General features: G+C 31.8%; 26 protein-coding genes, 1 tRNA gene and 1 pseudogene. 11 read left to right on the top strand and 17 right to left on the bottom strand.

Features of this window, described 5'->3' with window-relative positions:
* Nucleotides 1–14 precede the first annotated feature (14 nt).
* Both ACOQN3_RS11175 and ACOQN3_RS11170 read left to right on the top strand, forming a co-directional pair.
* Entirely contained in the window at nucleotides 15–248 is a 234-nt protein-coding gene (locus tag ACOQN3_RS11175) for a hypothetical protein (RefSeq protein WP_420546519.1), read from the top strand.
* Nucleotides 232–633, top strand: coding sequence for a pyridoxamine 5'-phosphate oxidase family protein (locus ACOQN3_RS11170; RefSeq protein WP_420546518.1), 402 nt, complete (start codon nucleotides 232–234; stop codon nucleotides 631–633). Before ACOQN3_RS11175 ends, ACOQN3_RS11170 begins: the two co-directional genes overlap by 17 nt.
* Here the strand turns inward: ACOQN3_RS11170 and ACOQN3_RS11165 are convergent.
* Entirely contained in the window at nucleotides 627–1,802 is a 1,176-nt protein-coding gene (locus ACOQN3_RS11165) for an aminotransferase class I/II-fold pyridoxal phosphate-dependent enzyme (RefSeq protein ID WP_420546517.1), read from the bottom strand. The two genes, ACOQN3_RS11170 and ACOQN3_RS11165, sit on opposite strands and share 7 nt — an antisense overlap.
* A 44-nt stretch (nucleotides 1,803–1,846) precedes the next feature.
* Between ACOQN3_RS11165 and ACOQN3_RS11160 the strand changes: the two genes are divergently transcribed.
* Nucleotides 1,847–1,921 (top strand) — tRNA-Arg (locus ACOQN3_RS11160).
* A gap of 41 nt (nucleotides 1,922–1,962) precedes the next feature.
* Entirely contained in the window at nucleotides 1,963–2,454 is a 492-nt protein-coding gene (locus ACOQN3_RS11155; RefSeq protein ID WP_420546516.1) for a hypothetical protein, read from the top strand.
* Here the strand turns inward: ACOQN3_RS11155 and ACOQN3_RS11150 are convergent.
* A complete protein-coding gene (locus tag ACOQN3_RS11150) occupies nucleotides 2,418–3,011 on the bottom strand; it encodes a hypothetical protein (protein ID WP_420546515.1) in 594 nt (197 codons plus the stop codon). The two genes, ACOQN3_RS11155 and ACOQN3_RS11150, sit on opposite strands and share 37 nt — an antisense overlap.
* 113 nt (nucleotides 3,012–3,124) lie before the next feature.
* Here ACOQN3_RS11150 and ACOQN3_RS11145 point away from each other — a divergent pair, with 113 nt between their 5' ends.
* Both ACOQN3_RS11145 and ACOQN3_RS11140 read left to right on the top strand, forming a co-directional pair.
* The gene (locus ACOQN3_RS11145; protein ID WP_420546514.1) at nucleotides 3,125–3,364 is read left to right on the top strand and encodes a hypothetical protein; all 240 of its coding nucleotides are present in this window, start codon (nucleotides 3,125–3,127) and stop codon (nucleotides 3,362–3,364) included.
* Between the two features lie 23 nt (nucleotides 3,365–3,387).
* Entirely contained in the window at nucleotides 3,388–4,035 is a 648-nt protein-coding gene (locus tag ACOQN3_RS11140; protein ID WP_420546513.1) for an SDR family NAD(P)-dependent oxidoreductase, read from the top strand.
* Nucleotides 4,036–4,048: 13 nt separating this feature from the next.
* Here ACOQN3_RS11140 and ACOQN3_RS11135 read toward each other — a convergent pair whose 3' ends face one another.
* Together ACOQN3_RS11135 and mtnA are read right to left on the bottom strand one after the other, a co-directional pair.
* Nucleotides 4,049–4,687 carry a PqqD family peptide modification chaperone gene (locus tag ACOQN3_RS11135; RefSeq protein WP_420546512.1) on the bottom strand — a complete coding sequence of 213 codons (639 nt, stop codon included), beginning with the start codon at nucleotides 4,685–4,687 and terminating at the stop codon, nucleotides 4,049–4,051.
* 38 nt (nucleotides 4,688–4,725) lie between these two features.
* A complete protein-coding gene (gene mtnA / locus ACOQN3_RS11130; protein WP_420546511.1) occupies nucleotides 4,726–5,775 on the bottom strand; it encodes an S-methyl-5-thioribose-1-phosphate isomerase in 1,050 nt (349 codons plus the stop codon).
* Nucleotides 5,776–5,866: 91 nt separating this feature from the next.
* Between mtnA and ACOQN3_RS11125 the strand changes: the two genes are divergently transcribed.
* Together ACOQN3_RS11125 and ACOQN3_RS11120 are read left to right on the top strand one after the other, a co-directional pair.
* A complete protein-coding gene (locus ACOQN3_RS11125) occupies nucleotides 5,867–6,880 on the top strand; it encodes an SIS domain-containing protein (protein ID WP_420546510.1) in 1,014 nt (337 codons plus the stop codon).
* 195 nt (nucleotides 6,881–7,075) lie between these two features.
* Nucleotides 7,076–7,834: a class I SAM-dependent methyltransferase gene (locus ACOQN3_RS11120; RefSeq protein ID WP_420546509.1), complete on the top strand. Its 759-nt coding sequence runs from the start codon at nucleotides 7,076–7,078 to the stop codon at nucleotides 7,832–7,834.
* Between the two features lie 25 nt (nucleotides 7,835–7,859).
* Here the strand turns inward: ACOQN3_RS11120 and ACOQN3_RS11115 are convergent, their stop codons facing one another.
* The 4 genes from ACOQN3_RS11115 to ACOQN3_RS11100 are packed head-to-tail and all read right to left on the bottom strand — an operon-like array spanning nucleotide 7,860 to nucleotide 10,909.
* A complete protein-coding gene (locus tag ACOQN3_RS11115) occupies nucleotides 7,860–8,924 on the bottom strand; it encodes a polysaccharide pyruvyl transferase family protein (RefSeq protein WP_420546508.1) in 1,065 nt (354 codons plus the stop codon).
* Nucleotides 8,925–8,949: 25 nt separating this feature from the next.
* Nucleotides 8,950–9,528 (bottom strand): D-sedoheptulose-7-phosphate isomerase, encoded by a 579-nt coding sequence (locus tag ACOQN3_RS11110; RefSeq protein WP_420546507.1) that lies wholly within the window; start codon nucleotides 9,526–9,528, stop codon nucleotides 8,950–8,952.
* 9 nt (nucleotides 9,529–9,537) lie between these two features.
* Nucleotides 9,538–10,371 carry an N-acetylneuraminate synthase family protein gene (locus ACOQN3_RS11105; protein WP_420546506.1) on the bottom strand — a complete coding sequence of 278 codons (834 nt, stop codon included), beginning with the start codon at nucleotides 10,369–10,371 and terminating at the stop codon, nucleotides 9,538–9,540.
* Between the two features lie 37 nt (nucleotides 10,372–10,408).
* Entirely contained in the window at nucleotides 10,409–10,909 is a 501-nt protein-coding gene (locus ACOQN3_RS11100; protein ID WP_420546505.1) for a KdsC family phosphatase, read from the bottom strand.
* A gap of 152 nt (nucleotides 10,910–11,061) precedes the next feature.
* Here ACOQN3_RS11100 and ACOQN3_RS11095 point away from each other — a divergent pair, with 152 nt between their 5' ends.
* Both ACOQN3_RS11095 and ACOQN3_RS11090 read left to right on the top strand, forming a co-directional pair.
* Nucleotides 11,062–12,528: a hypothetical protein gene (locus ACOQN3_RS11095; RefSeq protein WP_420546504.1), complete on the top strand. Its 1,467-nt coding sequence runs from the start codon at nucleotides 11,062–11,064 to the stop codon at nucleotides 12,526–12,528.
* A gap of 40 nt (nucleotides 12,529–12,568) precedes the next feature.
* Nucleotides 12,569–13,288: a cytidylyltransferase domain-containing protein gene (locus ACOQN3_RS11090; protein ID WP_420546503.1), complete on the top strand. Its 720-nt coding sequence runs from the start codon at nucleotides 12,569–12,571 to the stop codon at nucleotides 13,286–13,288.
* 25 nt (nucleotides 13,289–13,313) lie between these two features.
* Here ACOQN3_RS11090 and ACOQN3_RS11085 read toward each other — a convergent pair whose 3' ends face one another.
* Nucleotides 13,314–13,508 (bottom strand): hypothetical protein, encoded by a 195-nt coding sequence (locus ACOQN3_RS11085; RefSeq protein ID WP_420546502.1) that lies wholly within the window; start codon nucleotides 13,506–13,508, stop codon nucleotides 13,314–13,316.
* On the opposite strand from ACOQN3_RS11085, the gene ACOQN3_RS11080 reads away from it, so the two are divergent.
* Nucleotides 13,507–14,838, top strand: a complete 1,332-nt coding sequence (locus ACOQN3_RS11080) for a hypothetical protein (protein WP_420546501.1) — start codon at nucleotides 13,507–13,509, stop codon at nucleotides 14,836–14,838. The genes ACOQN3_RS11085 and ACOQN3_RS11080 overlap by 2 nt on opposite strands.
* On the opposite strand, the gene ACOQN3_RS11075 is transcribed toward ACOQN3_RS11080, so the two are convergent.
* The 8 genes and pseudogenes from ACOQN3_RS11075 to tes form a co-directional block, all read right to left on the bottom strand.
* Nucleotides 14,835–15,464, bottom strand: coding sequence for a glycosyltransferase family 4 protein (locus ACOQN3_RS11075; protein ID WP_420546644.1), 630 nt, complete (start codon nucleotides 15,462–15,464; stop codon nucleotides 14,835–14,837). The genes ACOQN3_RS11080 and ACOQN3_RS11075 overlap by 4 nt on opposite strands.
* Nucleotides 15,465–15,947 (bottom strand): annotated as a pseudogene (locus tag ACOQN3_RS11070) (glycosyltransferase); the annotation flags it as partial. It abuts the gene before it with no gap.
* Between the two features lie 71 nt (nucleotides 15,948–16,018).
* On the bottom strand, nucleotides 16,019–16,966 hold the full coding sequence (locus tag ACOQN3_RS11065) for an NAD-dependent epimerase/dehydratase family protein (RefSeq protein WP_420546500.1): 948 nt from the start codon (nucleotides 16,964–16,966) through the stop codon (nucleotides 16,019–16,021).
* Between the two features lies 1 nt (nucleotide 16,967).
* Entirely contained in the window at nucleotides 16,968–18,332 is a 1,365-nt protein-coding gene (locus ACOQN3_RS11060; protein WP_420546499.1) for a nucleotide sugar dehydrogenase, read from the bottom strand.
* A gap of 42 nt (nucleotides 18,333–18,374) precedes the next feature.
* Nucleotides 18,375–19,460 (bottom strand): non-hydrolyzing UDP-N-acetylglucosamine 2-epimerase, encoded by a 1,086-nt coding sequence (wecB, locus tag ACOQN3_RS11055; protein ID WP_420546498.1) that lies wholly within the window; start codon nucleotides 19,458–19,460, stop codon nucleotides 18,375–18,377.
* Nucleotides 19,461–19,537: 77 nt separating this feature from the next.
* Complete coding sequence (locus ACOQN3_RS11050) at nucleotides 19,538–20,632, bottom strand: glycosyltransferase (protein ID WP_420546497.1); 1,095 nt, start codon at nucleotides 20,630–20,632, stop codon at nucleotides 19,538–19,540.
* A gap of 126 nt (nucleotides 20,633–20,758) precedes the next feature.
* A complete protein-coding gene (locus tag ACOQN3_RS11045) occupies nucleotides 20,759–22,849 on the bottom strand; it encodes an STT3 domain-containing protein (protein WP_420546496.1) in 2,091 nt (696 codons plus the stop codon).
* A gap of 142 nt (nucleotides 22,850–22,991) precedes the next feature.
* Nucleotides 22,992–24,656, bottom strand: a complete 1,665-nt coding sequence (tes, locus tag ACOQN3_RS11040) for a tetraether lipid synthase Tes (RefSeq protein WP_420546643.1) — start codon at nucleotides 24,654–24,656, stop codon at nucleotides 22,992–22,994.
* Nucleotides 24,657–24,666 lie beyond the last annotated feature (10 nt).

Here is a 24,666-nt window from a genome sequence, read left to right as displayed (position 1 = left end):
GTCATTCATTTGTCATGAGTCACGAGTACCAAAGGAGAGGTCGAAATTGGTATACGGCCATGGGCGTGCTTTTTTGTGTAAGTGCGGCTATCGTTCTAATCAGACAATTACTAATATGGGGACCAGAATTTGTTTCAGACTTTTTGTTTAATGATGAAATCACAAATGAAAAGGTTTCATTTGCAATGCTAACGTTTGGCTTGATAATGGTACTACTAGGATTTAGAAAACATGAACAAAAAAGATGAATTTTTAAAAACACAAAAAATCATAAGGATTGCCACTATTGACAAAAACAAAACTCCGCACATTGTTCCTGTTTGGTATATGTACAGTAGAGGAAAAATATACATTGGAACAAACAGTACCACCAACAAAGTAAAAAATCTCAAGAGAAATAACAGAATATCCTTCTGTGTAGATGTTGGAATTAATTCGCCAAAAATATTTGGTGTCATGGGACAAGGAACAGCAAATCTGATCTTTGATACAGACAAAGTTAAAACAATTGCAAAAAAAATATTGTTGAGGTATTTTAAGACATTAAAAAATAGTTCTGCAAAAGAGTTACTTGACGATACTGATTGCGTTATTGAAATAATTCCGGCAAAGTCTTCACAGTGGAGTTATTGAGATACAAAGTCTTCAATTTTATTCATTGCAGATTCTAAAATTTGCATATCTGGAAGATAGACAAGTCTAAAATGTCCACTGCCATATTTTTCACCAAATCCAGAACCGTGAACAGTCAATACCCCTTTTGTTTCTAAAAGTTTTGTTACAAAATTTTTATCGTTACCAAATTGTTGAGTCTCAATTTTTGGAAAAGCGTAAAAGGCTCCCTTGGGGTTGGGGCAAGAAATTCCAGGCATTTCATTTAAACGCTTTACGACAAGATCTCGATGTTTTTTAATTTCTGAGACAAATTTGCCTATATAGTCTTGAGGACCGCGAAGAGATTCAAGGGCAGCATGTTGAACAGGCAAACTTGTTGCTATACGCACTCGAGCTAGTTTAGGCAGATTTTCTTGCAAATTATCAAGTTTAGAAGAATTGTTAAATGCAATATATCCAATTCTCCAACCAGACATTAGATGAACTTTTGAAAAGCCATTAAGAACAATAACAGGAGAGTCTCCAGCCACCTTGCCAATTCCTACAAACTTTTCATCAAAAATGATCTGGTCATAGATTTCATCACAGATGATGTACAGATTGTGTTGGTTAGCAACATCAACCAATTCTCTCAAAGAGTTTTCGTTGAATACCACACCTGTAGGATTATTTGGACTAATCAAACAAATCGCAACAGTACGTGAAGTAATTTTTGATTTGATGTCTTCTATATCCGGAGTAGAGTAATTCAGATCAACTTGGAACTCAACTGGAATTCCTCCATGTAATCTGACATATGATGCATAAGGAGGATAATACGGTCCAGGCAACAATACTTCATCCCCATCTTCTACAATAGAGGAGATTACCATATCAAGGCCTTCAGAAACACCGTTAGTTACCAAAATGTTTTCTTCTGAAATTGACAAGCCTTTTGCATTTTCTTTTTTGGCAATCTCTTGCCTTAATTCCAATAATCCTTCTGATGAAGAGTAAAAATTATCCCCTCTGTTTATTGCATCAATTAAGGCTTGTTTAACATTATCAGGAGGTTGAAATCCAAATTGGACAGGATCTCCGATATTTAGATAGTCTACCTGCATTCCTTTTTGTTGAACTTTCCTTGCTGCCAGAACAATGTCTCTAATGGCATATTCAACCCCAGCAACTTTTTTTGAGACTTTCAAAGCACCTAGACAGATATTTAGGCCTGTTAAATTCTTACTTGTTTGGACTCGTAGCACAGTCTGGATAGTGCGGGCGGCTTCGAACCGCCAGGTCGAGGGATCGAAGCCCTCCGAGCCCTTCAGATTATCTTATTAATCCAGTATTTGGATAGTAGATGAATTGAAATTATCACTTTTCAAACTAGGAGTGGTATTAATCATAATAGGAATAATGTGGATTGGAATTATTTTTAATGGAACTGAAAAAACTCAGGATGTATTTCAAATAAAACAATCAAATTCAGTTGAATCAAAGATAAAACTTTCAGGTGAAGAAATTGGATTTTACAAGATCTATTTGCCAGAATTTTTAGGAGAACAAGTTTTCATTCAGATACTAAACACGCAGGGAAATGTAATTCAGGAAGAAAAAATCCAGACAAAAATGTCAGTAGGATATTTTGATTTTACAGATGATGGAACATACACCATGAAAGTCACAAACATTTCTAAAAATATGATAGAAGTACAAACTGAATTTGGCAATACTAGCTCTCAAGAAATGATTCCAGCAGGGATTTTGGTGATGATAGGATGTATTACAGTATTGGTAATGTCATATTTCAAATTAGCAAATTATAATATCGCACATCCTGATGAAAAGATTTCATAAACTGGAATACACTGAATTGTGTGTCCAAAGATTAGGACCAAATTAAACAAAAGCCACGTAGTGAAAAAAAGGAAAGTGACAACAGAAAAGGGAATAAACATTTTCAGTTTTGGATTTTCATTATTTTTTAGAATCATAAAGCCTCCAAGAGACGCAAGTACAAGTCCAAGTTCAAGAGGCTGATGAGACCAAGATATCAGTCCGTCAATACCATAGATTTCATGAGAAATCGAATCACCAAATCCTGAAATTAGTTGAATGGCAGAACCTACAATAACAAGAATTATTCCAGTTTTGAAAGATTTCCTAATTAGTTTTCTAGCCAACAAAACAGTACCTAGAATTGCAGCACACGAAGTTATAGAAACTCCAGTATAAACAACAATGTGTGGAGAGCTCCAAAAGAATTCAGGCTCCTTTTGAAGATGCGATATAGCATCCCAAAAACCAGCGCTGACTACAATAACAGGCCCGATTACTGCCAGAATAGATACAACAGAAATGAGAGTATAAGGCTTAACAAAAGAAGAGTTTGAAATTTTTTGAAGTAACTTCATTTGTATTGTCTAGTTATCAGGCATATTTGAAATATTGTGACAATTTCAGATCTAAAATACACACAAAGGTAATTTTGACATTATCTATATTAGATGAGACATTAAGGAATAGTATGAGCCCAGGAATAGGACTAATGAAAAGGCGTCTTGAAAAGGAGAAAGACGCAATTGCTCTTGCAATTTCAGGGATTGTAAAAAAGTACAATACAAAACCAGAAGAGATCAAAACATTAGAAACAAAATATGATGATGATGCTGGAGATTGGTATGTTGCTTTAGAATGGAATGAGAAAAGAGCAATAATAAAAATGGATTCTGTTCAAGCCACAATAACTGAAATTAAAGAAATTTAATCTTCCAGAACTTCTTTCATTTTATGACCAGAGCGATAATTCTTGGCGGTTCACGTGGCATAGGAAAAGCAATTTCAAATTCACTAAAATCTATTCAAATGGACGTTTTTGCAGCTTCTAAGAAAGATGTAGATACTTCAAATTTGGATAGTGTCAAAAAGTTTTTGAACAAATACGGCCAAACAGATATCTTAGTGTTAAACACAGGAGGGCCTGCTCCAAAACTATTCCCAGAAATTAGTGAAGAAGATTGGAACTCGTATCATAATCAATTGTTTTTGGGATTTTGTTTAATTTTACAGAAAATGAAGATTAATGATGGAGGTTACATTTTTTTGATAAGCTCAAGTGTAATTAAAGAACCAAATCCAAAGCTGATAATTTCATCTGCATATCGTGCTGCATTTACTGAAGTATTCAAAATTTTAAGCAAAGAATATGCTCAGAAAAATATAAGCTGTATCAATATTGCTCCTGGCCCTATCAATACAGACAGAACACAGGAATTGATAGAAGATGTTGAAGAATTCAAAAAATCATTGCCTATGAAAAGATTAGGGGAACCCCAAGAAATAGGAGATTTCATAAAATCAATAATTGAAAATGAGATAAAATACCTATCAGGAGTTACAATAAACTTCGATGGCGCAAATTCAAATTATGTTTTTTAAAAATAATTAAAAATTATTTTTTAAATTCAACATTTGGTGTGTCAGGTTGACCTGCAATTGCAATTAGTCCACCATCACGCAATTGTTGTAATAGTTGCATTACTTCCTTCTCCACTTGATTTCTTTGAAGTCCTGTTTGTTGTGCAAAGATTTCTACTAGTTCGGTAACTTTGCGTTGTCCGTTACAAGATTTCCAAAAATCAACAATTGCTTGATTTACCATAAATCCTTGATCATGCTCATTTGCTAATACCATTGAGCCATCTTCTTGTTGAACAAGTTTTCCAACACCTTGTGGAAGAGCAGTTTCATAGTTAATTGGTGCAGGAGTATTCGTTCCAGCTCCCATATTTTTGATTTTGATTTTTGCCTCTTCAGACATTTTATCCATTGACCAAGGTGGATCCCAGACAATATCGACATTGACATTGTTAACTCCTGGAACTTTCTTGACGTATCGGGTTGCGTCTTGAACTAAGGTTTCATGTAATGGACAACCTTGAGTAGTCATTGTCATTTTAATATTAACATCATTATTTTCTGCAACATCGATTCCATAAATCAAACCCATTTCTACAATATTAAGAGGAACCTCTGGATCCATACATTGTTTGAGAGAATCCTCAATTGCTTGTTCAGAAACAGTACTCATATGAAATTTGGATATTGAAAAAGAATAAAAACTTTCTATTAATTAGCTTCAAATAATTTTGAGATGGACTCCTCATATGGAGATTGAGCCACTCCTTTTTCTGTGATAATTCCTGAAATTAATTCAGGAGGGGTCATGTCAAAGGCGGGATTTATCACATCAACATCATCAGGCGCAGTTTTTTTGTCACCAATCCCTGTTACCTCAGTTCCTTTTCTCATTTCAATAATTACATCCTCAAATTTACTTTCTAGATCAATAGTAGACAGAGGTGCTGCAACATAAAATGGAATTCCGTGTTGTTTTGCCATGGTAGCAACTTGGTATGTACCGATTTTATTGAAGACATGGCCAGTTTTTACGATTCTATCTGCCCCAACTACCACCTTATCTACCAACCCGTTAGCCATAGAATATCCAACAGCTGTATCGGGAATCAAACTAACATCAAAACCATCATGTTTTAACTCAAATGCAGTTAAACGTGAACCTTGTTGGACAGGCCTGGTTTCCGTTGCAATTACTTTGACATTTTTCCCACTCTCCTTTGTAGCTCTGATAACCCCTAACGCAGTCCCATAGGCAACAGTAGCCAAAGCACCCGCATTACAGTGAGTCATTATCGTATCATTATTTTCAAAAAGAACAGAACCATTTTTTCCCATTGTTTTGTTAATTTGAATATCATCATCAGCCATTTTTTTTGCTGCCTCAACAACAGATTTTCTAATTTCTACAGGATCATCGTATTGTCTTGCAACCTGCATTATCTTATCTAGTCCCCATTTGAGATTAACAGCAGTGGGTCTTGTTTCAAAAAGAATTTTTTGTGCTTTTTCTAAATCTAAAATTAATTGGTCTTTTGTTCTTGCATCGCTTTGAAGTGCTGCCAAAGCCAAACCAAAAGCTCCAGAAACCCCAATTGCTGGGGCCCCTCGTACGATTAGAGTTTTAATTGCATTTGCAACTTGATTGTAATCATTGTATTCAACAAAGATTAGTTCATTTGGTAATTTGGTTTGATCTATCATTACAACTTTGTTGTCTAACCATTCAACAGTTCGTAAAGAAGACGCCTTAGGATTCATTTAACCACCCTGACTAGATTAGTATATTTAAAATCAACTTATTGAAGATAGAATCAAACATTATATTATTATCAAGATATTCAGCAAACACTTGTTGGATCTAGAAAGTTTAGAAAAGTATGACTCACAAAAGATGTACAAAATTTATGAGAAATGGCCAGAAATAGCAAAAGAGCAATATGATCACAATTTTCCAAAAGTAGATTTTCAGAACATATCAAATATCATTTTTGCAGGAATGGGAGGTTCGGGGACAATTGGGGATATTTTCTCATCAATTTTATCAAAAACCGACATTCATGTTAATGTTGTAAAAGGATATCTTCTTCCTAAGACAGTCAATAACAACTCACTAGTAGTTGTAACAAGTGTGTCAGGAAATACGGATGAAACATTAAACATTTTGGAATCCACACAAAAAATAGGATGTAAAACTATTGCCTTTTCAAGCGGCGGATTGGTAAGAGAATATTGCAAAAAAAATAACATAGAATACAGAAAACTAACTATGATACATTCTCCCAGAGCATCATTGGTATCATTCCTTTATGCTATGTTAAAAATTTTAGAACCGATCATTCCGATTCTAAAAAAAGACATAATACAATCAATAGAGGAATTAGAAAAGATCAAGAAACAAATTTCATTTAGAAATTTGTCAAATACAAATCAAGCGTTATCTGTTGCAGAATGGATAGAAAGTATTCCAGTAATTTATTATCCGGCAGGATTGCAATCAGCTGCAATAAGATTCAAGAATTCTCTTCAAGAAAATGCAAAACTCCATGCAATAACAGAAGATATCATAGAGGCATGCCATAATGGGATAGTTCCATGGGTAACTAAAACAAATTTGAAGCCAATTTTGTTAGAAGGTTCTGATGATTATCACAAAACAAAGGAACGATGGGGCACAATTAAAGAACTGTTTAATTCTACACAAGTAGAATACAAAGAAGTTTTTTCAATTAATGGTAATATATTATCAAAATTGATGTGTTTGATTTACCTATTAGACTACGCATCAATATACAAAGCAGTCATATCTAAAACTGATCCAACACCAGTAGAACCCATAGATTTTGTCAAACGAAGTCTTGAATAATTATGGATGAATTTTCATGTGGCTCTATTTTTTAATTTAATGATTATTATGCATGTATAAGGAAATCAAGATATGAATCAAACTTGTATAATTTGTAACAAGAAAAATTTTTGTACAATTTCAAAACATGTAAGAGATTCAAAAAGACATAAAATAATTAAATGCAAAAATTGTTCACATATACAATTATTTCCATTGTTAACAAAATCAGCTTACAGAAAATTCTATGATGAGAATCGACAAACTAGAAATATAAAATTTGATTTCAAAATAGAACAACTTGAAAAGAAAAGCAATTTTGATGTCAATAAAAGGTCAAAATTATTAAAAAAATACTGTCTTAAAAAAGAGAAAATTTTAGAGATAGGTTCTGGAAATGGTTTTCTTTTAAAAAAATTGTATGAACAAGGATATGATATTAGAGGAATTGAGATATCACAAGAAAGGAGAAGAATTTCACAAATAGTATCAGACGCACCAGTAATTGATTTTGACATACTTTCTGAAACCAAATCAATTGGACAATTTGATACAGTGGTTATGTTTCAGGTTTTAGAACACATAGTAGATCCGGTAGAGTTTTTAAAAAAAATATCTAAAATTCTTAAAAAAAATGGTAAATTGATAATAGAAATTCCAAATGTAAATGATTTTCAATTAAAATTAAATCAGATTTATAGAGATTGGTTCTGGCAAAAAGCTCATGTAAGTTATTTTTCTGCAAAAGTTCTTTCAGAAATCTTAACAAGAAATAAATTTCAAGAAGTCAAGATTTCGGGAATTCAACGATATAGCATTGAAAATATGTTCAGTTGGAAATTAAATGGAAAACCACAAGCAAAAAAACCAAGTTACAATATGCCAGCAGAGTACGATTGGATTGACAATCATTATAAAAAATATCTAGAGAAGAAGCTAATCTGTGATACCTTAATAGCAATAGCAAAAAAATAATCTTGAGAATACAGAGAAGTAATGTTCAAAGTTGTAAACGATTTTTAATGAATTGGAAATTTGTTTGGTATGTTTGTTTAATTTTTTGCATGATTTGTTTATGCATCAAATCCCAATTCAAGTCAGACAATTCGTTATAACGTTGGATTAATTTTTTGCCCAGCATTGGATCAGATTCCTCAATCCCAAAATGAGACAAACCCATATCTTTTAAAAACCAACTAAGTTTATCATGTGAAATTGGAGTCATTATTTTACAACCACATGCAAGTGGAATCATTTGACCGTGTCCTCTATCTGCAACTACAGTATCAATTTCAGAATATTTTTTGTAAATATATTCTGCATCTTTTTCAAATAAGTCAATCTCCGCATCAAACGTTAGGTACTCCTTTATCCAAGTATCATTCAAATGGTTTACAAGAATAGTTTTAATCCCATTTTGTTTTAGGTAATTTACAAAAATATTGATTTGCTCAAAAAATTTATTCAAGTCAGTATGGCGTAAATGTAATCGATCACCTCCAAAGACAAAGCCTACATTTTTAGTAGAATGTGAATTTTGAAACTTGTATTTCTCGTTTAACATTAAGGTAGGACAAAAATTTAGTTTTACCTTATTAGACAAATTTTTAGGGATATGGTTTTGGACAGACAGACAACTTCCTGTGTTTCTCATACTAAAGAAAATAGATTTTTCAACTAACTTAGTGACTGTTTTATCAAATAAACCGTTAAAATTTCTCTGGTTTCTGAATTTATTGTATCCAATAGCATAAACAATGATAGGAATCTTAATTTGTTCAAGTAATTCCTCAGATATTCCCCATTGCCAATCCGAAACGTTATTTGGAAAAGTATCATACAAGAATACTCCTCCTCCACTCAAAAAAAGTAAATCAGCTTGATTGATTGTATCTATATCACTAGTGGAGAAAATTTTTCTACAATTCATGAATTCAATCTTGCTGGAAGGAAATTCTTTGGCAAATAAATATTCAAATGCGCTTCCAATTGCAGTGTCACCTGCGTTTCCTTTGCCTGCCTTTTTGCCAGGGCCTATTTTTGCGCCTAATTGAATAATTTTCATATTAGAAAAATTCCAAATGCATAATTTATTTTATTTTTGTTTTAGTTAAGGACTGTTCTACTAGATCACAAATTATATGATAAACAACTCTGTGTACCTCTTGGATTCTAGGGGTTGAAGAAGATTCCACGATTATTGGTATGTCAACAAATTTGGATATTATTCCACCTCCATTTCCCAACAAGCCAATAGTTTTTGCTTTTTTTTCTTTGGATAATTTTAACCCGTTGATAACATTTTTGGAATTTCCACTTGTAGATATCCCAATAACAACATCATTTTTACAAACTAATCCCTCACATTGACGACTGAATATTTGATCAAAAGAGTAGTCATTGCCTAAAGCTGTAAGAATGGATGTATCAGTACTTAATGCAATTGCAGGTAGGCTTTTTCGTTCACACAGATATCTTCCAACAAGCTCAGCTGCTATATGTTGTGAATCAGCAGCACTACCGCCATTTCCAAAAATAATAACTTTGTTTCCATTTTTTAAAGAATTAATAATTTCATTTGCAGCACTTTGAATACCAGCTGAAAGTGAGAGTGAATTTTTTATTATTTCTGCACTATCGAGTATTTCTTTTTCAACAAAAGTAGTCATACTTAAACACTAAGCCAAGATTTCTCGAAGTTTTTTCATAGCTGGTTTTTCGGTGTCCCAAATTATTTTTTTGCCATCACCTAAAAGTTTCTCAAGAGTTCTAACATCTCTAACCATCCTATATAATCCATGAGGCTCTAGAGAGGCAGCTTGATCAGAGCCATACATAGATCGATCAAGTGTAATATGACGTTCCAGAGATGTGGCACCAAGCATTACAGCAGCAACTGATACAATATAGGAGGCTACTTCATGACCACTATAGCCTACTTTGCATCGGAATTTTTTTCTAAGAGTTTCTATAACTTTGAGATTAGCTTGTTCCAGCGGCATTGGGTAAGTACTATTAGAATGCATAAGTTCAAAGGGACAGCGGTATTTTTGCAAAATTTTTACGGCATGTGAAATTTCTTTAAGTGTGCTCATTCCAGTAGATATGAAGGTGTATTTTTTTTCAGAGGCAATGGTTTCCAATAATTTATCATGAACAAGCATTGCAGATGCAACTTTGTTATATTTAGTTTTGAAAGATCTCATCAGTATTTGGCTATCAATATCCCAACATGAAAGATACCAATCTATTTTTTGCTGTTTGCAATGCTTATCAATTTTTTTGTAATCAGCAATTGAGAACTCCAGGCCATTTTTTTGATCTCTTTGTGTATTTCCCCATGGGCTTTCTCTTGGAGAATCAAGAAATTCTTGTGTGTATACTTTTTCTACAGTACGCTTTTGGAATTTGACTGCATCACATCCTGCAGTGGCAGCAACGTCAATCAATTTTTTTGCAATTTCAATGTCACCATTATGATTGATGCCAATTTCAGCTGTAATAAACACCACAATAGAGAAATAATTGGGTTACAATATAGTTTTTTTGTTAATACCAATCAGTTTTTGAGGGGAATTTTTTAATTAAAATTAAGTCAGCTAATTCTCGAAAAGAACCTTTTCCGCCTTCAGATTTACAAACATAATCTACAATTTCTTTTACAAAAACAGAACTGTCTTTTGGACATGCTGAAAATCCTACTTTTTGTAATAATTTGATATCATTAACATCATCTCCAATAAACGCAATTTCATCATAGTTTATTCGAAATTCATTACAAATTTTTGGTAATAATTTTTCTTTGTATATTGCTCCGGAATACACCTTTGTAATATTCATTTGAACAGCCCATTTCTTAGTTATTGGAGACCTCTCTTTAGTTATAATGGCAGTAGGGATGTCATTTCTTAACAATAAATTAACACCCATTCCATCTCTTGTATGAAACTTCTTTAGTTCTTCTCCATTTTTAGAAAAATATCTACCACCATCAGTAAGCACACCGTCAACATCGGTTAAAACAAGTTTAATATTTTTAATATATTTCAAAAAGAATCAATAAAGGTGAAGATTATCCAAATTAAAATTTATTGATTAATACTTTTACAAAGTTTTGAAACATAATTCTTGTAAAATATAAAGAGTCGTTGTTTTTTTGTAACAATTACCTGATGAAAAATAAAATATTATTTTTACTGGACATGGAATGGTTACATTTTGGAATAGCAAAATTCATAATCGACGCACATCCATGCGAATCATTTGCAATAATAGATATAGATTATAATTCAAAACAGTTTTACAAAAATCAGAAGATAATCAAATTTGAAAAATGTTGGTTCTATAGAGATTTTTTGCAGAATGGAGTAAAAACGCCTGATCTAGAGTTCTTAAAAAAGATGGAAAAGAAATACAAAATAGATTTATGGAGAATTGCACTTTCAGAGAGATTTTTCTATCAATATAATCCATACCATATTTTTTCTGCAATTGAAGTACAAACCATACTTCAAAATGAAATTCAATTGTTTGATGAAATATTAGAACAAGTTAAACCTGATTATCTAGTTACCAAATTAACAGATTCACATCAGAGTGAGCTTCTTCTCAGAATGTGTAAGGCCAAAGGCATAAGAGTATTGATGATGGCATCAACAAGATTACATAACAGATACGCAATTTTTGATGAATATGATAAATTCGATACGAGGGTTATAGGAAACATAAACGACAAAGAGAGGAGTATAGAAGAGTTAAAGGACATAGTAGACAAACACAATAAATCAAAGGCACTCAAAAGTACCTATACAAAAACTGAGAGTTCAATTACAAGAATTAAAAAATATCTAAAATATTTAAGATTACTAGACAGCACTACAACAGATTACTACGCTCATTTAGGCAAAAACAAATTTTCGGTTATTTCACAATGGATGTTTTTCAAAAGATGGTATAGAAGAAAATTCATAGATAAAAAATTTCTAAGCAAACCAGAAATCAAAAAACCTTTTGTATATTTTCCACTACATGTTGAACCAGAGCGCCAGCTTTTAATGGTTGCGCCGTTTTTTGATGATCAATTAGAAATAATTCGTAACATAGCAAGATCATTACCAATAGATTATCGATTAATAGTAAAAGAACATTGGATGATGGAGCCTAGAGGATGGAGAGACAAATCATATTATGAACAAATTTTGAAAATACCAAATGTAGATTTAGTACATCCGTCATTTGATGGGGAGGTTTTAATGAAACATTCATCACTGGTAGTTACTATTTCTGGAACATCAGGATTTGAGGCCACTTTTTACAATAAACCAGTTATTACGTTTGCAGATAATAGTTACTCCACATTACCATCAGTATACAGGATTAGGGCAATTGAAGAGTTACCTAAAATCATAAGATCAGCAATCAATGAAAAGGTAGATTTTTCTGCTTTAGACTCTCATGTAAGGACAATAGAACAAAATTCTTTTGAAATAGATCTAAGGCAATTGGGAATAGATTTTAAGAATTATTTTGGATTGAATGTTAATACAATTAAAAGTGATATTGACGTACCAAAAATGGAAAAATTTTTAGAAGAACATAAAAATGAATTTTCTACAATTGCTGAAGAACATGTTAAAAAAATTAAAAAATACACAAGATCAAAAGACTAAGTAATTAGTATTGGACCAAGTTTAACCAGATGATAATAAAATGGAAGTTTTAGCAATTATTCCCGCAAGAGGAGGATCAAAATCAATCCCTTTGAAGAATATGAAATTATTAAATCATAAACCACTTATCGATTATTCTATTCAAGCAGCGTTAAAGTCAAAATATGTTTCGAGAATCATAGTAAGTACAGATAATGAAAAAATTAAGAGGTATGCAATAAAAAATGGAATTGAAGTACCTTTTAAACGACCAGCAAAATTATCAAATGACAGAGCATCAACAATAGATGTTATCAGACATGCGATAAATTTCCTTGATGAAAAAGAATCATACATTCCAGATGTAGTGACATTATTACAACCTACAACGCCATTTAGGACTGTAAAGATGATAGATTCGTCTATACGATCACTAAATCAATCGAAAGCAGATATAATTATAGCTGTAAAAAATTCTAAAAATCATCCATTTAGAACATTTTGGTACAAGAAATTTTTGGAACCCTTAAACAAAGATTTTTTAAAATATCATCAAAGACAGATGTTCCCAAAATGTTATTACCCAACTGGAGAAATTTACACCTTCTGGACCAAAAATTTAAAAAAATTTAATCATATGTATGGACCAAAAATACTACCCTTAATTCCAAAAAACCACATTTCAATAGACATAGATGAACCATTAGATTTTTTTATTGCAGAGCAGATAATGAAAAAATTGAATAGATCAAGCACGCACAATATTTCAAAAATCTTTTAGTAAAATAATCAAATTCCTCAAACCTTTAGATTAACCCTATAGTTCGGATCTGTAAAATCATGTCTAACATCAGAGTAACATATTCAGGTTTAATTTCATTTGTGATTGGATTACTAAGTATCATTACAGGCTTAGTATTTACCATCATAGTAACCAGACAATTGTCTCCTGAACAACTAGGCTCATGGACGTTGATTGGAGGATTGATTGTGTATGTCATGGTTATTGAACCAATGATAAGTTACTGGGCAACAAGAGAAACTGCAAGAGATATTAAATCGGGAAAGACTGCATTAGTTTCATCAACTATTTTTTCAACAATAGCAATTACAATATACTTGATCATTGCATTAGTAGTAAGTGAAAACTCTCAAGTAAGTAGGGAAACATTATTTTTTGCGGCAATATTAATTCCTGTGACTTTTATCAATAGGATTCTATCTGCTATTAATTATGGATGGAAACCACATGTAGAAAGGTATGGTTTTCTTGCAGCAGAGATTTCAAAGATACCAGCAGGGATATTATTCGTATACTTTTTACAAATGGGAGTAGAAGGAGCTATTGTCGCGACCTTCATTGGAAACATAATTAGTATTAGCGTTCTAATTGTATTTGGTAGAAGAAAACTAAAGGGAAGTTTTTCATTTGATTTTGTTAAAAAATGGTTCAAACTTAGCTGGATTTCTCTTTATCCTGGAATAACTGGAGTTATTATAAAATTAGATGTTCTGATATTTTCAATTTTAACAGGTGCTGTAACAGGATTAGCATATTACACAGCAGCTTTTGCTGTAAGCTCACTAGTTATTCATTCAGGTGCAATATCAAAAGCGATTTATCCAAAATTACTGGGTGATGCTAGAAAAGAACATTTAGAAGAAAATTTAATGAGATTATTTTATTTCTCAATACCTCTTACAGCAATTTCTATTGCATTTATGAAAGGAGGTCTATTTGCATTAAATCCTGCATATGAAATTGCAGTAATTGTTGTTTTTTTCTTGAGCTTGAGAGCTTTTACATCAACTTTGACTGTTGTATTCACACAATCATTATCAGGAATAGAGAAAGTTGACATGGATGAGAAATCTACTTTCAAAGATTATTTTAAAAGTAAATTGTTTTTCGTGCCAACTGTTAAGATGATTAAAGCAGGATTGTACATTATTAGTCTAGTTATCATATTCGTTATTTTCAATGATTCAACACAAATACAATTAGTTGAATATTGGGCAATGGCCGCGTTATTGATAGAAATTCCATTCACAATTTATTTTTATTTAGTACTAAGAAGATATTTTGAAATACAAATAGAGAGATTTACCATTTTAAAATATGTGATAATTAGTGTGGGTGTATTTGGAAGTACTTTCCTATTAGCTGAAAATTATTTAGAGTATAATGCTGAAATTTTTAAATTTCTTCCGAATCTTTTGATATTTGTTTTTATTGGAATTTTGGGATACCTAGGTTTAACATATGTGATAGATATTAAAACTAGAAAGTTATTCAAGTCTATTTTTAATGAAATTCGCAAGAAAAATTAATTTTTATTTAAAATCTTTTCCAAGTTCTCCGCAATTATGTTCCAATTGAAGTTTGTTTTAACATGATTTAAAAAATTAAGAGATATATCTTGTCGAAGTTGAGCAGAATTTAATAAGAGTTTCAAATTATGTGCAAATTCATCTGAATTTGAAGGTGAAGCAAGATATCCAAATAATTCATGTTTTAGCAATTTTTCTGTTTCTGTTACTTTAGTTGCAACTATAGGTTTTCCACATGCACCATATTCAAGTAATTTTACCGGGTGTGCTGCTGCATAATATGGTTCATCTGGAAATGAATCAATACAAACATCAGCACAAAGTAAGAATTTTGGAATTTCTTCTCTAGGTTTCTTTCCAGTAAAAATAAAAAAAGAATCTAATCCTTTCTGTTGAACTTTTTTTTTCCATTGGTCCTTAGAACGGTTTGGATCACGATGATCACCTAAAATTAGATATTTTGTCTCAGGAAAATCAGAAATTACACTCTTTGCAGAATCAATTATTATATTTAGATCCTGTAACGCTCCTGAAAAAACTATGAGATTTTTGGCGTTAAAGGAATTACGTAGGTTTTGAATTTCTTCAGAAGAGTATTTGGATGGATTGAATAGATCTAAATCCACTCCATTAGGAATTATGTGGATTTTTGATGAATTTATTCCTGAATTTATCAAAAATTGTTTTAGATAATCAGTTATAGTGATAATTTTATCTGCATTTTCAAACGATCTTTTAGCTAATCGTTTAGGCCTTACATAGACATGAAGATCTGCAAAATCAAGTATGTGTTGAATTTTTAATTTTGATTTAAGTTTCATAGCAGGATATGAACTTCCAATGCCAGGCATGTAGGAATACACAAAATCAATTCTCTTATTTTTCATAATTTCTAGAGCAGTTTTATAGATTGTTGAATTACAAAGAAAGTAATTTACATATTTTCCAACTCCTTTTTTTCCAGAAAACGGAGTGTATGATGGAGGATGAATTTCAAATACATCAATAGAATTATCTCGAAAAATAGAAACAGATGGAATTTTTTTTTCAGGCCTTATTACAAAAATGGTTACTTTGTGACCTCTATCAGAAAATGCTTTCATAAGTGAGAAAACTCGTGTATAGTCACCCCATTTTTGAGAAAGGTCAACATTGCATAAAACAAGTAGATGTAATTATATCACCTATTTTGAGAAAACCACTCACATGTTTTAAAAATTCCATCTTTGATGTCTGTTTTAGGAGAATATCCAAGAAGTTTTTTTGCTTTTGAAATATCCATTTTTCTTCTTGTAATGTGATCAAACTTACGTTTTGGTTTAAAAATAATTTTTGACTTACTGTTAGTATTTTTTTTAATTAGTTGAGCAATTGTAGAAATTTTTGTTTCTTTGCCTGTCCCTAGATTAAAAATTTCATTTCTTGCTTTTGGTTTTTTTGCTGCTAAAATTATTCCATTAACCACATCATCGACAAAAGTAAAATCACGAGTTTCGTTTCCAGTACCAGTAATAACGATATTTTTATTTTTCAATGCACTTTGAATAAAATTTGGAATTACATTTCTATATTTTCCAGGTGGGTCATATGGACCATAGGAATTAGATAATCGTACAATTGAATAATCCATCCCATACTGTTCATGAATGGCATTACAATAAAATTCACCAGATAATTTACTGACAGCATAAGGGGTAGTTGGTTTTGGAAATAAAGACTCATTTTTTTTAATTAAATTTGTTTGGCCGTAAAGAGAAGAAGAAGAAGTATAAACAAACCTATTTACATTTTTTTTAGCAGATTCTAACAAAATTTTTAATGTTCCTTCTATGTTCACACGTAAATCTTCAACAGGATCATAAACTGACATTTCGTTTGCAAATCTAGCTGCCAAATGGAAAACGGCATCAAAATCATTAGAAAAGGTTTTCTTAAGAATTTTAGAGTTTAATAAATCACCTTTGATTATCTTGAGGTTTTTGTGGTTGTTCAAATTATGAATACTACTTTGAGAGAAATCATCTAGTACTGTTACATTAGTGCCAGATGCTAATAATTTTTGAACTAAATTACATCCGATTGCACCGTTTCCTCCTGTTACTAAAACTTTTGAAGCGTGTAAATGCAATCTATATTCCTCTATTATCAGACATATCTGAATTTTTTACATAACCAACTGAAATGTAGATTACATCTAAGTTTTCAACTTCTGTTGCGTTAAACATTCGTTTTGTATCAATTAGGATTGGAGTTTTTTTCATTAATTTAAAAAAAGAAGGTTTCAGCTTTTTAAATTCATCATGATCAGTTGCAATAATTAGAGTATCACAATTTCGGATTATAGATTCGTCTAAGACATCAATTTTTTCAGCATTAAAGGTCTCATCTGTATGTGGATCGTAAAGTAAAACTGTGCAGAGTTTTTGTTGCAAATCATGAATTATGTGCCTAGAAGGTGAAAATCTAGTATCGCTTACATTTCCCTTATAGGCAGCTCCTAAAATTAGAACGGTGGACTCACTAAGTTTTTTTCCTTGTGATTCTAATGCATCAGTAACCAGTTTTGATACATGAAGTGGCATTAGGTCATTAACTTTTCTAGATTCTTGAATTATTTTGGAATTTAGTTTAATATCCCCAGCAGGATTCAAAAGAAGAAACGGATCTTTAGGTAAACATGGACCTCCCACTCCAGGTCCTGCCATATGCAAATCAACTCTTGGATGGGAATTGCAAACATTTGCAAGTTTTGTAAAGTCTACCCCATAATGTTCACAAATGAGAGCAATTTCATTCGCGAATGCAATGTTCACATCTCTAAAGGAGTTTTCAACTAATTTTGATAACTCTACAATTTTTGAAGCTGTTATAATAACTGGTAAATTAACAATATTTTCATAGAGAGATTTTGTCAGATTTCCAGATTTGTCATCTTCAACTCCAATAACCCTAGGAGTTTGTTTAATTTCAGATAATGCTTTGCTAGGAGAAAGTCTTTCAGGAACATAAGCGGCCCAAAAATTTTCACCAAGTTTATTCTTTTTACTAATAATAGGCAATACAGAGTTAGTAAAAGTTCCAGGCGGAATTGAACATTCTATGATTACAAGTTTTCCGTGCAAATTCATTGTACCTAATGATTCAGATACATTTTGCAGAAATGTCAGATCAGGTTTATTATTAGATGCAATAGGAGTGGGTACGCAAACTATGATTATGTCAGATTTACTGACTACATAATCAAGTGATTCATGAGGCTCAAATTTTCCATTGTCAATTGTTAGATTGATTAATTCGTTCAAGCCTTCTTCTTTGAAAGGAGATTTTTTTTGAATAAGGGAGGAAATCAATGTTTTATTGATATCATTTCCAAAAACTTTGTAACCTTGTTTTGAAAAAGTTAACGCAGTTGGTAGTCCAACCTGACCTAACCCTAAAACAGAAATTTGTGCCTGATAATTTTTTATTTTTTCAAGCAGTAATTCATAAGACATAATGTTATTCATATTCTTCAGATATAATATATCGTGACATGACTAATCAAACGTTTTCTTCATAATATTGACTATTTTTTGACTTGTATGGCCTATTCCATACGGATTTTTTGAAAGATTGAAAGATGTATCAAAATTTTTTCGAATAGACTTGGTTATCATAGAAGATTTTATTCCTATTAATTCGGCATATCCAGAATCAATGGCTTCAGTTCTTTCTGTTGAAGTTCTCAAAACTAGAACTTTTTTACGTATATGTTTAGAAGTAGATTCTTCTTGTATTCCTCCAGAGTCAGATACTATGTGATTACATTTTTTCATAAGATACAACATATCAAAATATCCAATAGGTGGCAAAATGGAGATAGTCTTCAAGTTTTCTATTTTACTATACAGTCCAAATTGTTTTAGTTTTTTGTAAGTACGTGGATGTAAAGGGAAAACAATTTTTACTTTTGAATCAATTAATCCTTTTATTATTCCAGATAAAATTTTTTTGTCATCTACATTTTCTCCTCTATGTAACGTTAAGAGTACAAAATCATCTGAATCATAAGAAAGAGTTTTCATTTTTTCAATACGATGTATATTTTCATTAACCGCATCAATAGAAGTATTTCCAGTAACAAAAATTTTACCATGCACTTGTTCATTTTTTAAAATGGACTTGTTTTTGTGAGTTGGTGCAAATAAAAATTCAGAAATGTGATCTACTGCAATTCTATTATGTTCTTCTGGCATTCTCCAATCATAACTCCTTAAACCTGCTTCAACATGAGATACGGGAATATTGCATTTAATTGAAGCAATAGATGATGATAAAACTGTATTAGTATCTCCTTGCACAATTACAGTGTCTGGATTTATAGATGTGAAAATTTTAGCTAAATTTATCATAATTTCACCAATTTGAGTAGCACGATCCGTTGTAGTATTCTGAAGTTTAGTTAATTTTATTTTGTAATCAGGTTCTCTTAGTCCAAGCTGATCTATGAATTTAAGACTCATTTCGAAATCATAATGTTGGCCAGTAAAAATTATGGTAGTTAATTTTTTTGGAAGTTTTTTAATAATTGGTGCAAGTTTGATAATTTCAGGTCTAGTTCCCATTGCAATAGCGATTTTCATTGATTTCCAATTGAACTTGATTTTGATAGGTATATTTCATTATGTAAAAAAATGTTAATGACAAACAAATTAATTTATTATAATTTTATTGAAAGCTTATTGTTTAAGTAACTTTCTAGATTAGATTTGAAATTTTCTTTATCGAATTGTTGTATAGACTTGTTGAGAGGATCCAACAAGTGATCAAATTTGCCGTCTAAAGCATCCTTAAGTTTAGTGGAGGCATCGTTAATATCATTTGGTCTATACCTGAGCTGTTTAAAAGGAACAGTTTCTACATGTGCAGAATCATCAGGTACAATAGGTATACACTTAGACGCAATTGCTTCAATTACAGATATCCCAAAAGTTTCTGGAGACGAATGAAAATAAACCTTGGACATTTTTAGATTTTTAACTAATTTTTGTCTTGATGTATTTTTTAAAAGATTGACTTTATGATGAATTCCATATTTGTTAATTTTTGCTAAAAGTTTGTCAAAATATAGTTTGTTAGATTTTGTCTTAGTATTACCAATGATTGTAAATGATCCATCAAAATCTTTTATTACATTTAAAATAAATTCAAGATTTTTTTCTTGTGAGAAACGTGAAACTGTTACAATTTGATTTTCTTTAGGTGAAGTATTTTTCGTAAATTCTGACAAATTGACAGGAGGATAAATTACAGTAGATGATTTTGAATATCTAGATTTAATGGAATCATGAGTAAATTTTGAATTGGTAATAAGATGGATATTCTTATTGTGAATTAAATTATTAAGATCTTTTATAAAATTAGAATATGGTTTGTAATAGAGGGACCATAATCCTTTGTATTTTGAAATTTTCTTTCCAAGCTCATCTTGGAAATCACTATGGCAATAAACTACTATTTGTTTTACAGGATTATCAGAAGAAATTAAACCACCAGAAGCATTGATTATCAGATCATCTTTTTCAGTTTTTTTTATTAAATTTTTTTCATAATATCTTTGATACAATCCAAAAAAAGGTAAGTGGAATGGAAGAATGTATTTTAATTTAATTCCAGTAACTGGAATAGAAGGTTTTGAGAATGAATATAATGTAACATTATGTTTTTTCTCTTTAAGAAAATCAATTATTGTTAGAAGTGTTTTTTCGGTACCACCTCCACCTCCAACAAAACCATGAATCAGACCAATATTCAACAATAAGAAAATGATTTAGGACTATTAAGGTCTTAGATTGTTTTATTACAAATGGAGAGAGGGCAAAAAATATTTTTTAATAAATTACCATCATAGTATCATGAACATAATTTATACAAAAATAAGTTAAGAGTCATTAATGTTAATATCTGATACAACATAGTTCTTGTTAACTTCATAAATAAATACACCAATCATTGGACCAGATTTTTCTTCAGTAAAACTGGGTGATGCATATACCAATTTGAATGGACCATCTTCGTTTATAGGATATTTGATTTCTTTTTCATATATTGGAATAAATCCAGGCACATATGAGACGGATTGTTGTTGTTGATTTTGAGGATTGACGTAACCTAACAATGAAAAAGGGAACATCTGTCCCAACATAGTTTGATCCCAGAAATAATCAGTTCCACTAATACCATCTGAATGTAAATATTTTGATAATGGTTCATCAGCGATACGCATAAACCATTGTTTTTTTGATTCATCACCCCCTCCACTAAGAGTGTAAAGAGGAGTTTCACTAGGAATATCTAATTTCTGACCTGACACGAAAATAACTACATAATCTACATCTAGTTTATTTAGCATCTCCCAAGATTGATCAGGAGAATTCAGAAAGATTTTTGCAATTTGTTGAATTTTGCTAGTATGAATTGTAGCATTATCTGCCAAAGTAGATCTTTCAGATAAGGTTGTAATCCAATATCCATAATCCCACCAAGAAGCAATTACAGAATCTTCAGGAGTATTTTGTTTAATCCATTCTAGAGAATCCTTCCAATCATTGGTGGTGATAGTAAAAGAAGTCCCTCCATTCAATATTGTTGGGGGATTACTAGATGCACTAACCCAGTTTCCATTTAGAGGGAAAATTAAAGGCATGAGAAGGAGAACTACAATTCCAGAAATAAATAGGATTTTGGAAGAAGTTCTGACAAAATTAGTTTTTGATTGAGATGATTGTTTATTCATAAATTTATGGATTAATACAGACAGTCCAATTGAAGATAGAATAATAATCGATATGGATGCAAACACCTCTAATCGAACAAAAGCAGAACTAACATAGACACCTAACATACCAATAATTAATGAAAAAGCTATATTCTCATTTGAAATGATTGGGGGATTAAGGGATGATTTCCTACTGAAGATCAACCAAACTCCTAATCCTGCAAAAATCATCAATATTGAATGAAACAAGAAGGATTGTTGTATGGTGGTCGTTGCGTGTTCTGAAACTGAATCAACCAAAGGATCAGTCGTAGTAAGAAAGGGATTAATTGCATTTAGGTATCTAAAACTAGGTAATGAGAGCAAGTCAGACTCATTTGCAATTACAACGCATGAAACCCCTATGATTATTATTGCCATTAAGAACAATAAACCATTTCTTCTTTGATGTTCAGGTTTGCTTTTCTTTTGTAATAATGTGCAACCAACCATAAACAAGGTTGGCATAATTAAGGACAAGCCACCAAGACCCAATACAAAATCCATACCAGGTCTTTCAAACAATCCAGCAGTAAACAGAAAAGAGACAACAAATAACGGTATTGTGATATTTAAAAAACGAAAATCATGTCTAAGAAATGGGAGGGCAAAAATAAAAATTCCTATAGGCAATACAAAAAATTGTATTCCACCCCACGATGCTAATCCAAAACCTAAAACAATTCCACCTCCAATTACTTTAAGAAAAGCTATTTTCTGATTTTCAGATTTTATTCCACTTAGTAGAAGATAAATCCCTAAGAGTCCATAAAACAATCCCAAAGGTTCAGATTTGAACCATCCCAGAGTTCCTCTAATAACAATTGGTAAAGAAACTGAAAAGAGCAATGCAGCAATTAGACCTGCAACCGTGCCACCCAAAACCCGAACTAATCCAAAAATAACAAAAACTGTCAACGATCCAATAATTACCGGAAACATGATTGTAAAATCATACAAAGAAGAATCACCACCAAAAATTGTATAACTTGTCGCTGCAGTAAGATGCAACATCACTTGTGAACTACTAGATACGTTACGTCCCTCTGGATACCATGTCATATCATCATGCCAGTGAAAATATTCAGAAAAACCATTTTCTATAATAAATTGAGTTGCACGAAAATTAAAAAAAGGATCAAATTCGTTTAATTCAAATCCAAATGCTGCAGGTTGATAACGAATCAAAAAAGAAGTAGAAAATGCTAGAATCAAGATGCCAATAATCAATATGTGAATTAATCGAAACTCAAAATTTTGAATTTTAAATAAAGTATATTGAGATGTCAACAATGAAACAATAGAATAAATGGTTATTACTCTTTTGAAAAAAGAGTTCTAGAGTAAGAATCTAGTTTCACATTGTAGCCTGTGCTGCATCATGGAACATCTGACTCTTAGCACAACCAGCTGCAAGTTCATCTCCTGCTCCACGTCTCATAAGACCACGATATAATCCATCTTCTAATTTTACACCTTCTCTTTCTTCCCATTCTTCAACGGTGATAGAATATTTCTTTTGAATTCTATCTCTATACCATTCTGGAATTACATTGAATGCACAGAATGGAACTATTCTAAGATCTGGTGTAAGATAATGAATATCACATCTTTGTAATCTCTCAAGATCTTCGTTGTATTTGTCTTGGAAATGCATCATACCAAGAAATAGACCTTTAACATGCCATGAACCGACAGAATCAAATGATCTTTTCATTAAGATATTTCCAAACATTTTAGCCAAATCCAACCCAGCAGGTTGTTTCTTTGTGTCAACAAATCCTTTGAGTTTTCTTACAACTTCAAGCATTGTGAAATACTTATTTTTACCAGAACGAATCTCTTCAGATTTATCTTCAAACAATTCCAACATACCCTGAATATCACAGAACTTTGTTAATGGAACAAATTTCTTAGTTTCCTCATCTTCAAAGATGTAAGTTCCTGCACCACAAGCAAAGTGGATTGATAACTCGTATTTTGGTTTGCTTGAGAATGCTTCAATTACATTAGTCAGAGGCATACAACTTGGTACTGGGAACCAATCATCAACAGTAACTTCTCCGTTGGTCTGTTCTTCAATTCTTTGAATACAATCTGGAATAGTAATTCTGTATTTTTCACGTTCAGATTTTCCCATTCTTCCAGTAAGAGATACAGGTTGGAAGTTTACAGCATGAACTACGTCCATGTTCTTTTGAGCATATCGAATAATTCCACCAAGTTCATGATCATTGATGGATTTAATCACAGTTGGCACAAATACAACAGTTGTACCGGTTTTTCTGCAGCTATCAAGAGCATAAGGAATTTCCCAGTGGTTTTTTGGATTAGTTCTTGCAGTTACTCCATCAAATGAGAGATACAAGTTGTTACATCCAGCAAGTCTAACTTCTCTTGCAGCTTCAGGATCCATCGCATGTCTTATACCATTGGTATTCATTTGAATATGATCAACGCCCTCTTCTTTCATTATTTTAATAACATCTGCAATGTCCTCTCTCAACATTGGTTCACCACCAGTTATTTGCATGGAATTTCCTGGAATTGGTCTTTCAGCTCTAAGAGTTTTCATCATTGCTCTGACTTGAGTATGATCTGGCTCGTACATGTATGCACCTTCAAGTCCTTTCTTAACGTAAAAGAAACAATACCAACATGTAAGATCACATCGATTTGTAACAATCATGTTTGCCAAGCCGCTGTGAGACAAATGGTTTGAACATAATCCACAATTATTTGGGCAAGAACATTTGTCAATCATTACGTTTGGAGCATGAGCACCCTTTCCATCCATCCAATAAGTGCTAAATTTATTGTACATTTCATAAGAACCAAAGTACAATTCTTCACATTCGCCATGTGTTGGGCATACTTTGGACATGAATACTTTGTTGTCTCTCTCGAAAACCTCAGCGTCCAGAATCATATTACAGTCAGGACATATGCTTTGAGTGAATCTTATGGTGGACTTCTTACCTAAATTTTTAGTAGATTGGTTAGATATTTGAATTAGAGCCATGCTTACATTG

Origin of the sequence: Candidatus Nitrosopumilus sp. (assembly GCF_965223225.1) — an archaeon.
Lineage (GTDB): Archaea > Thermoproteota > Nitrososphaeria > Nitrososphaerales > Nitrosopumilaceae > Nitrosopumilus.
The sequence above is the reverse complement of the archived record's forward strand: the minus strand, read 5'-3'. Positions and strand labels throughout refer to the sequence as shown.

Coding starts and splice junctions, on each gene's coding strand:
- ACOQN3_RS11085 (WP_420546502.1), bottom strand. CDS start 13,508: ATGACATACACAATCAATCCTCCAATCAACGTCCATGAGCCTAGTTGT.
- ACOQN3_RS11095 (WP_420546504.1), top strand. CDS start 11,062: ATGGAATGGTTACATTTTGGAATAGCAAAATTCATAATCGACGCACAT.
- ACOQN3_RS11115 (WP_420546508.1), bottom strand. CDS start 8,924: ATGAAAATTATTCAATTAGGCGCAAAAATAGGCCCTGGCAAAAAGGCA.
- ACOQN3_RS11060 (WP_420546499.1), bottom strand. CDS start 18,332: ATGTCTTATGAATTACTGCTTGAAAAAATAAAAAATTATCAGGCACAA.
- ACOQN3_RS11145 (WP_420546514.1), top strand. CDS start 3,125: ATGAGCCCAGGAATAGGACTAATGAAAAGGCGTCTTGAAAAGGAGAAA.
- ACOQN3_RS11135 (WP_420546512.1), bottom strand. CDS start 4,687: ATGAGTACTGTTTCTGAACAAGCAATTGAGGATTCTCTCAAACAATGT.
- ACOQN3_RS11150 (WP_420546515.1), bottom strand. CDS start 3,011: ATGAAGTTACTTCAAAAAATTTCAAACTCTTCTTTTGTTAAGCCTTAT.
- tes (WP_420546643.1), bottom strand. CDS start 24,656: ATGGCTCTAATTCAAATATCTAACCAATCTACTAAAAATTTAGGTAAG.
- ACOQN3_RS11110 (WP_420546507.1), bottom strand. CDS start 9,528: ATGACTACTTTTGTTGAAAAAGAAATACTCGATAGTGCAGAAATAATA.
- ACOQN3_RS11090 (WP_420546503.1), top strand. CDS start 12,569: ATGGAAGTTTTAGCAATTATTCCCGCAAGAGGAGGATCAAAATCAATC.
- mtnA (WP_420546511.1), bottom strand. CDS start 5,775: ATGAATCCTAAGGCGTCTTCTTTACGAACTGTTGAATGGTTAGACAAC.
- ACOQN3_RS11140 (WP_420546513.1), top strand. CDS start 3,388: ATGACCAGAGCGATAATTCTTGGCGGTTCACGTGGCATAGGAAAAGCA.
- wecB (WP_420546498.1), bottom strand. CDS start 19,460: ATGAAAATCGCTATTGCAATGGGAACTAGACCTGAAATTATCAAACTT.
- ACOQN3_RS11080 (WP_420546501.1), top strand. CDS start 13,507: ATGGTTATTGAACCAATGATAAGTTACTGGGCAACAAGAGAAACTGCA.
- ACOQN3_RS11170 (WP_420546518.1), top strand. CDS start 232: ATGAACAAAAAAGATGAATTTTTAAAAACACAAAAAATCATAAGGATT.
- ACOQN3_RS11175 (WP_420546519.1), top strand. CDS start 15: ATGAGTCACGAGTACCAAAGGAGAGGTCGAAATTGGTATACGGCCATG.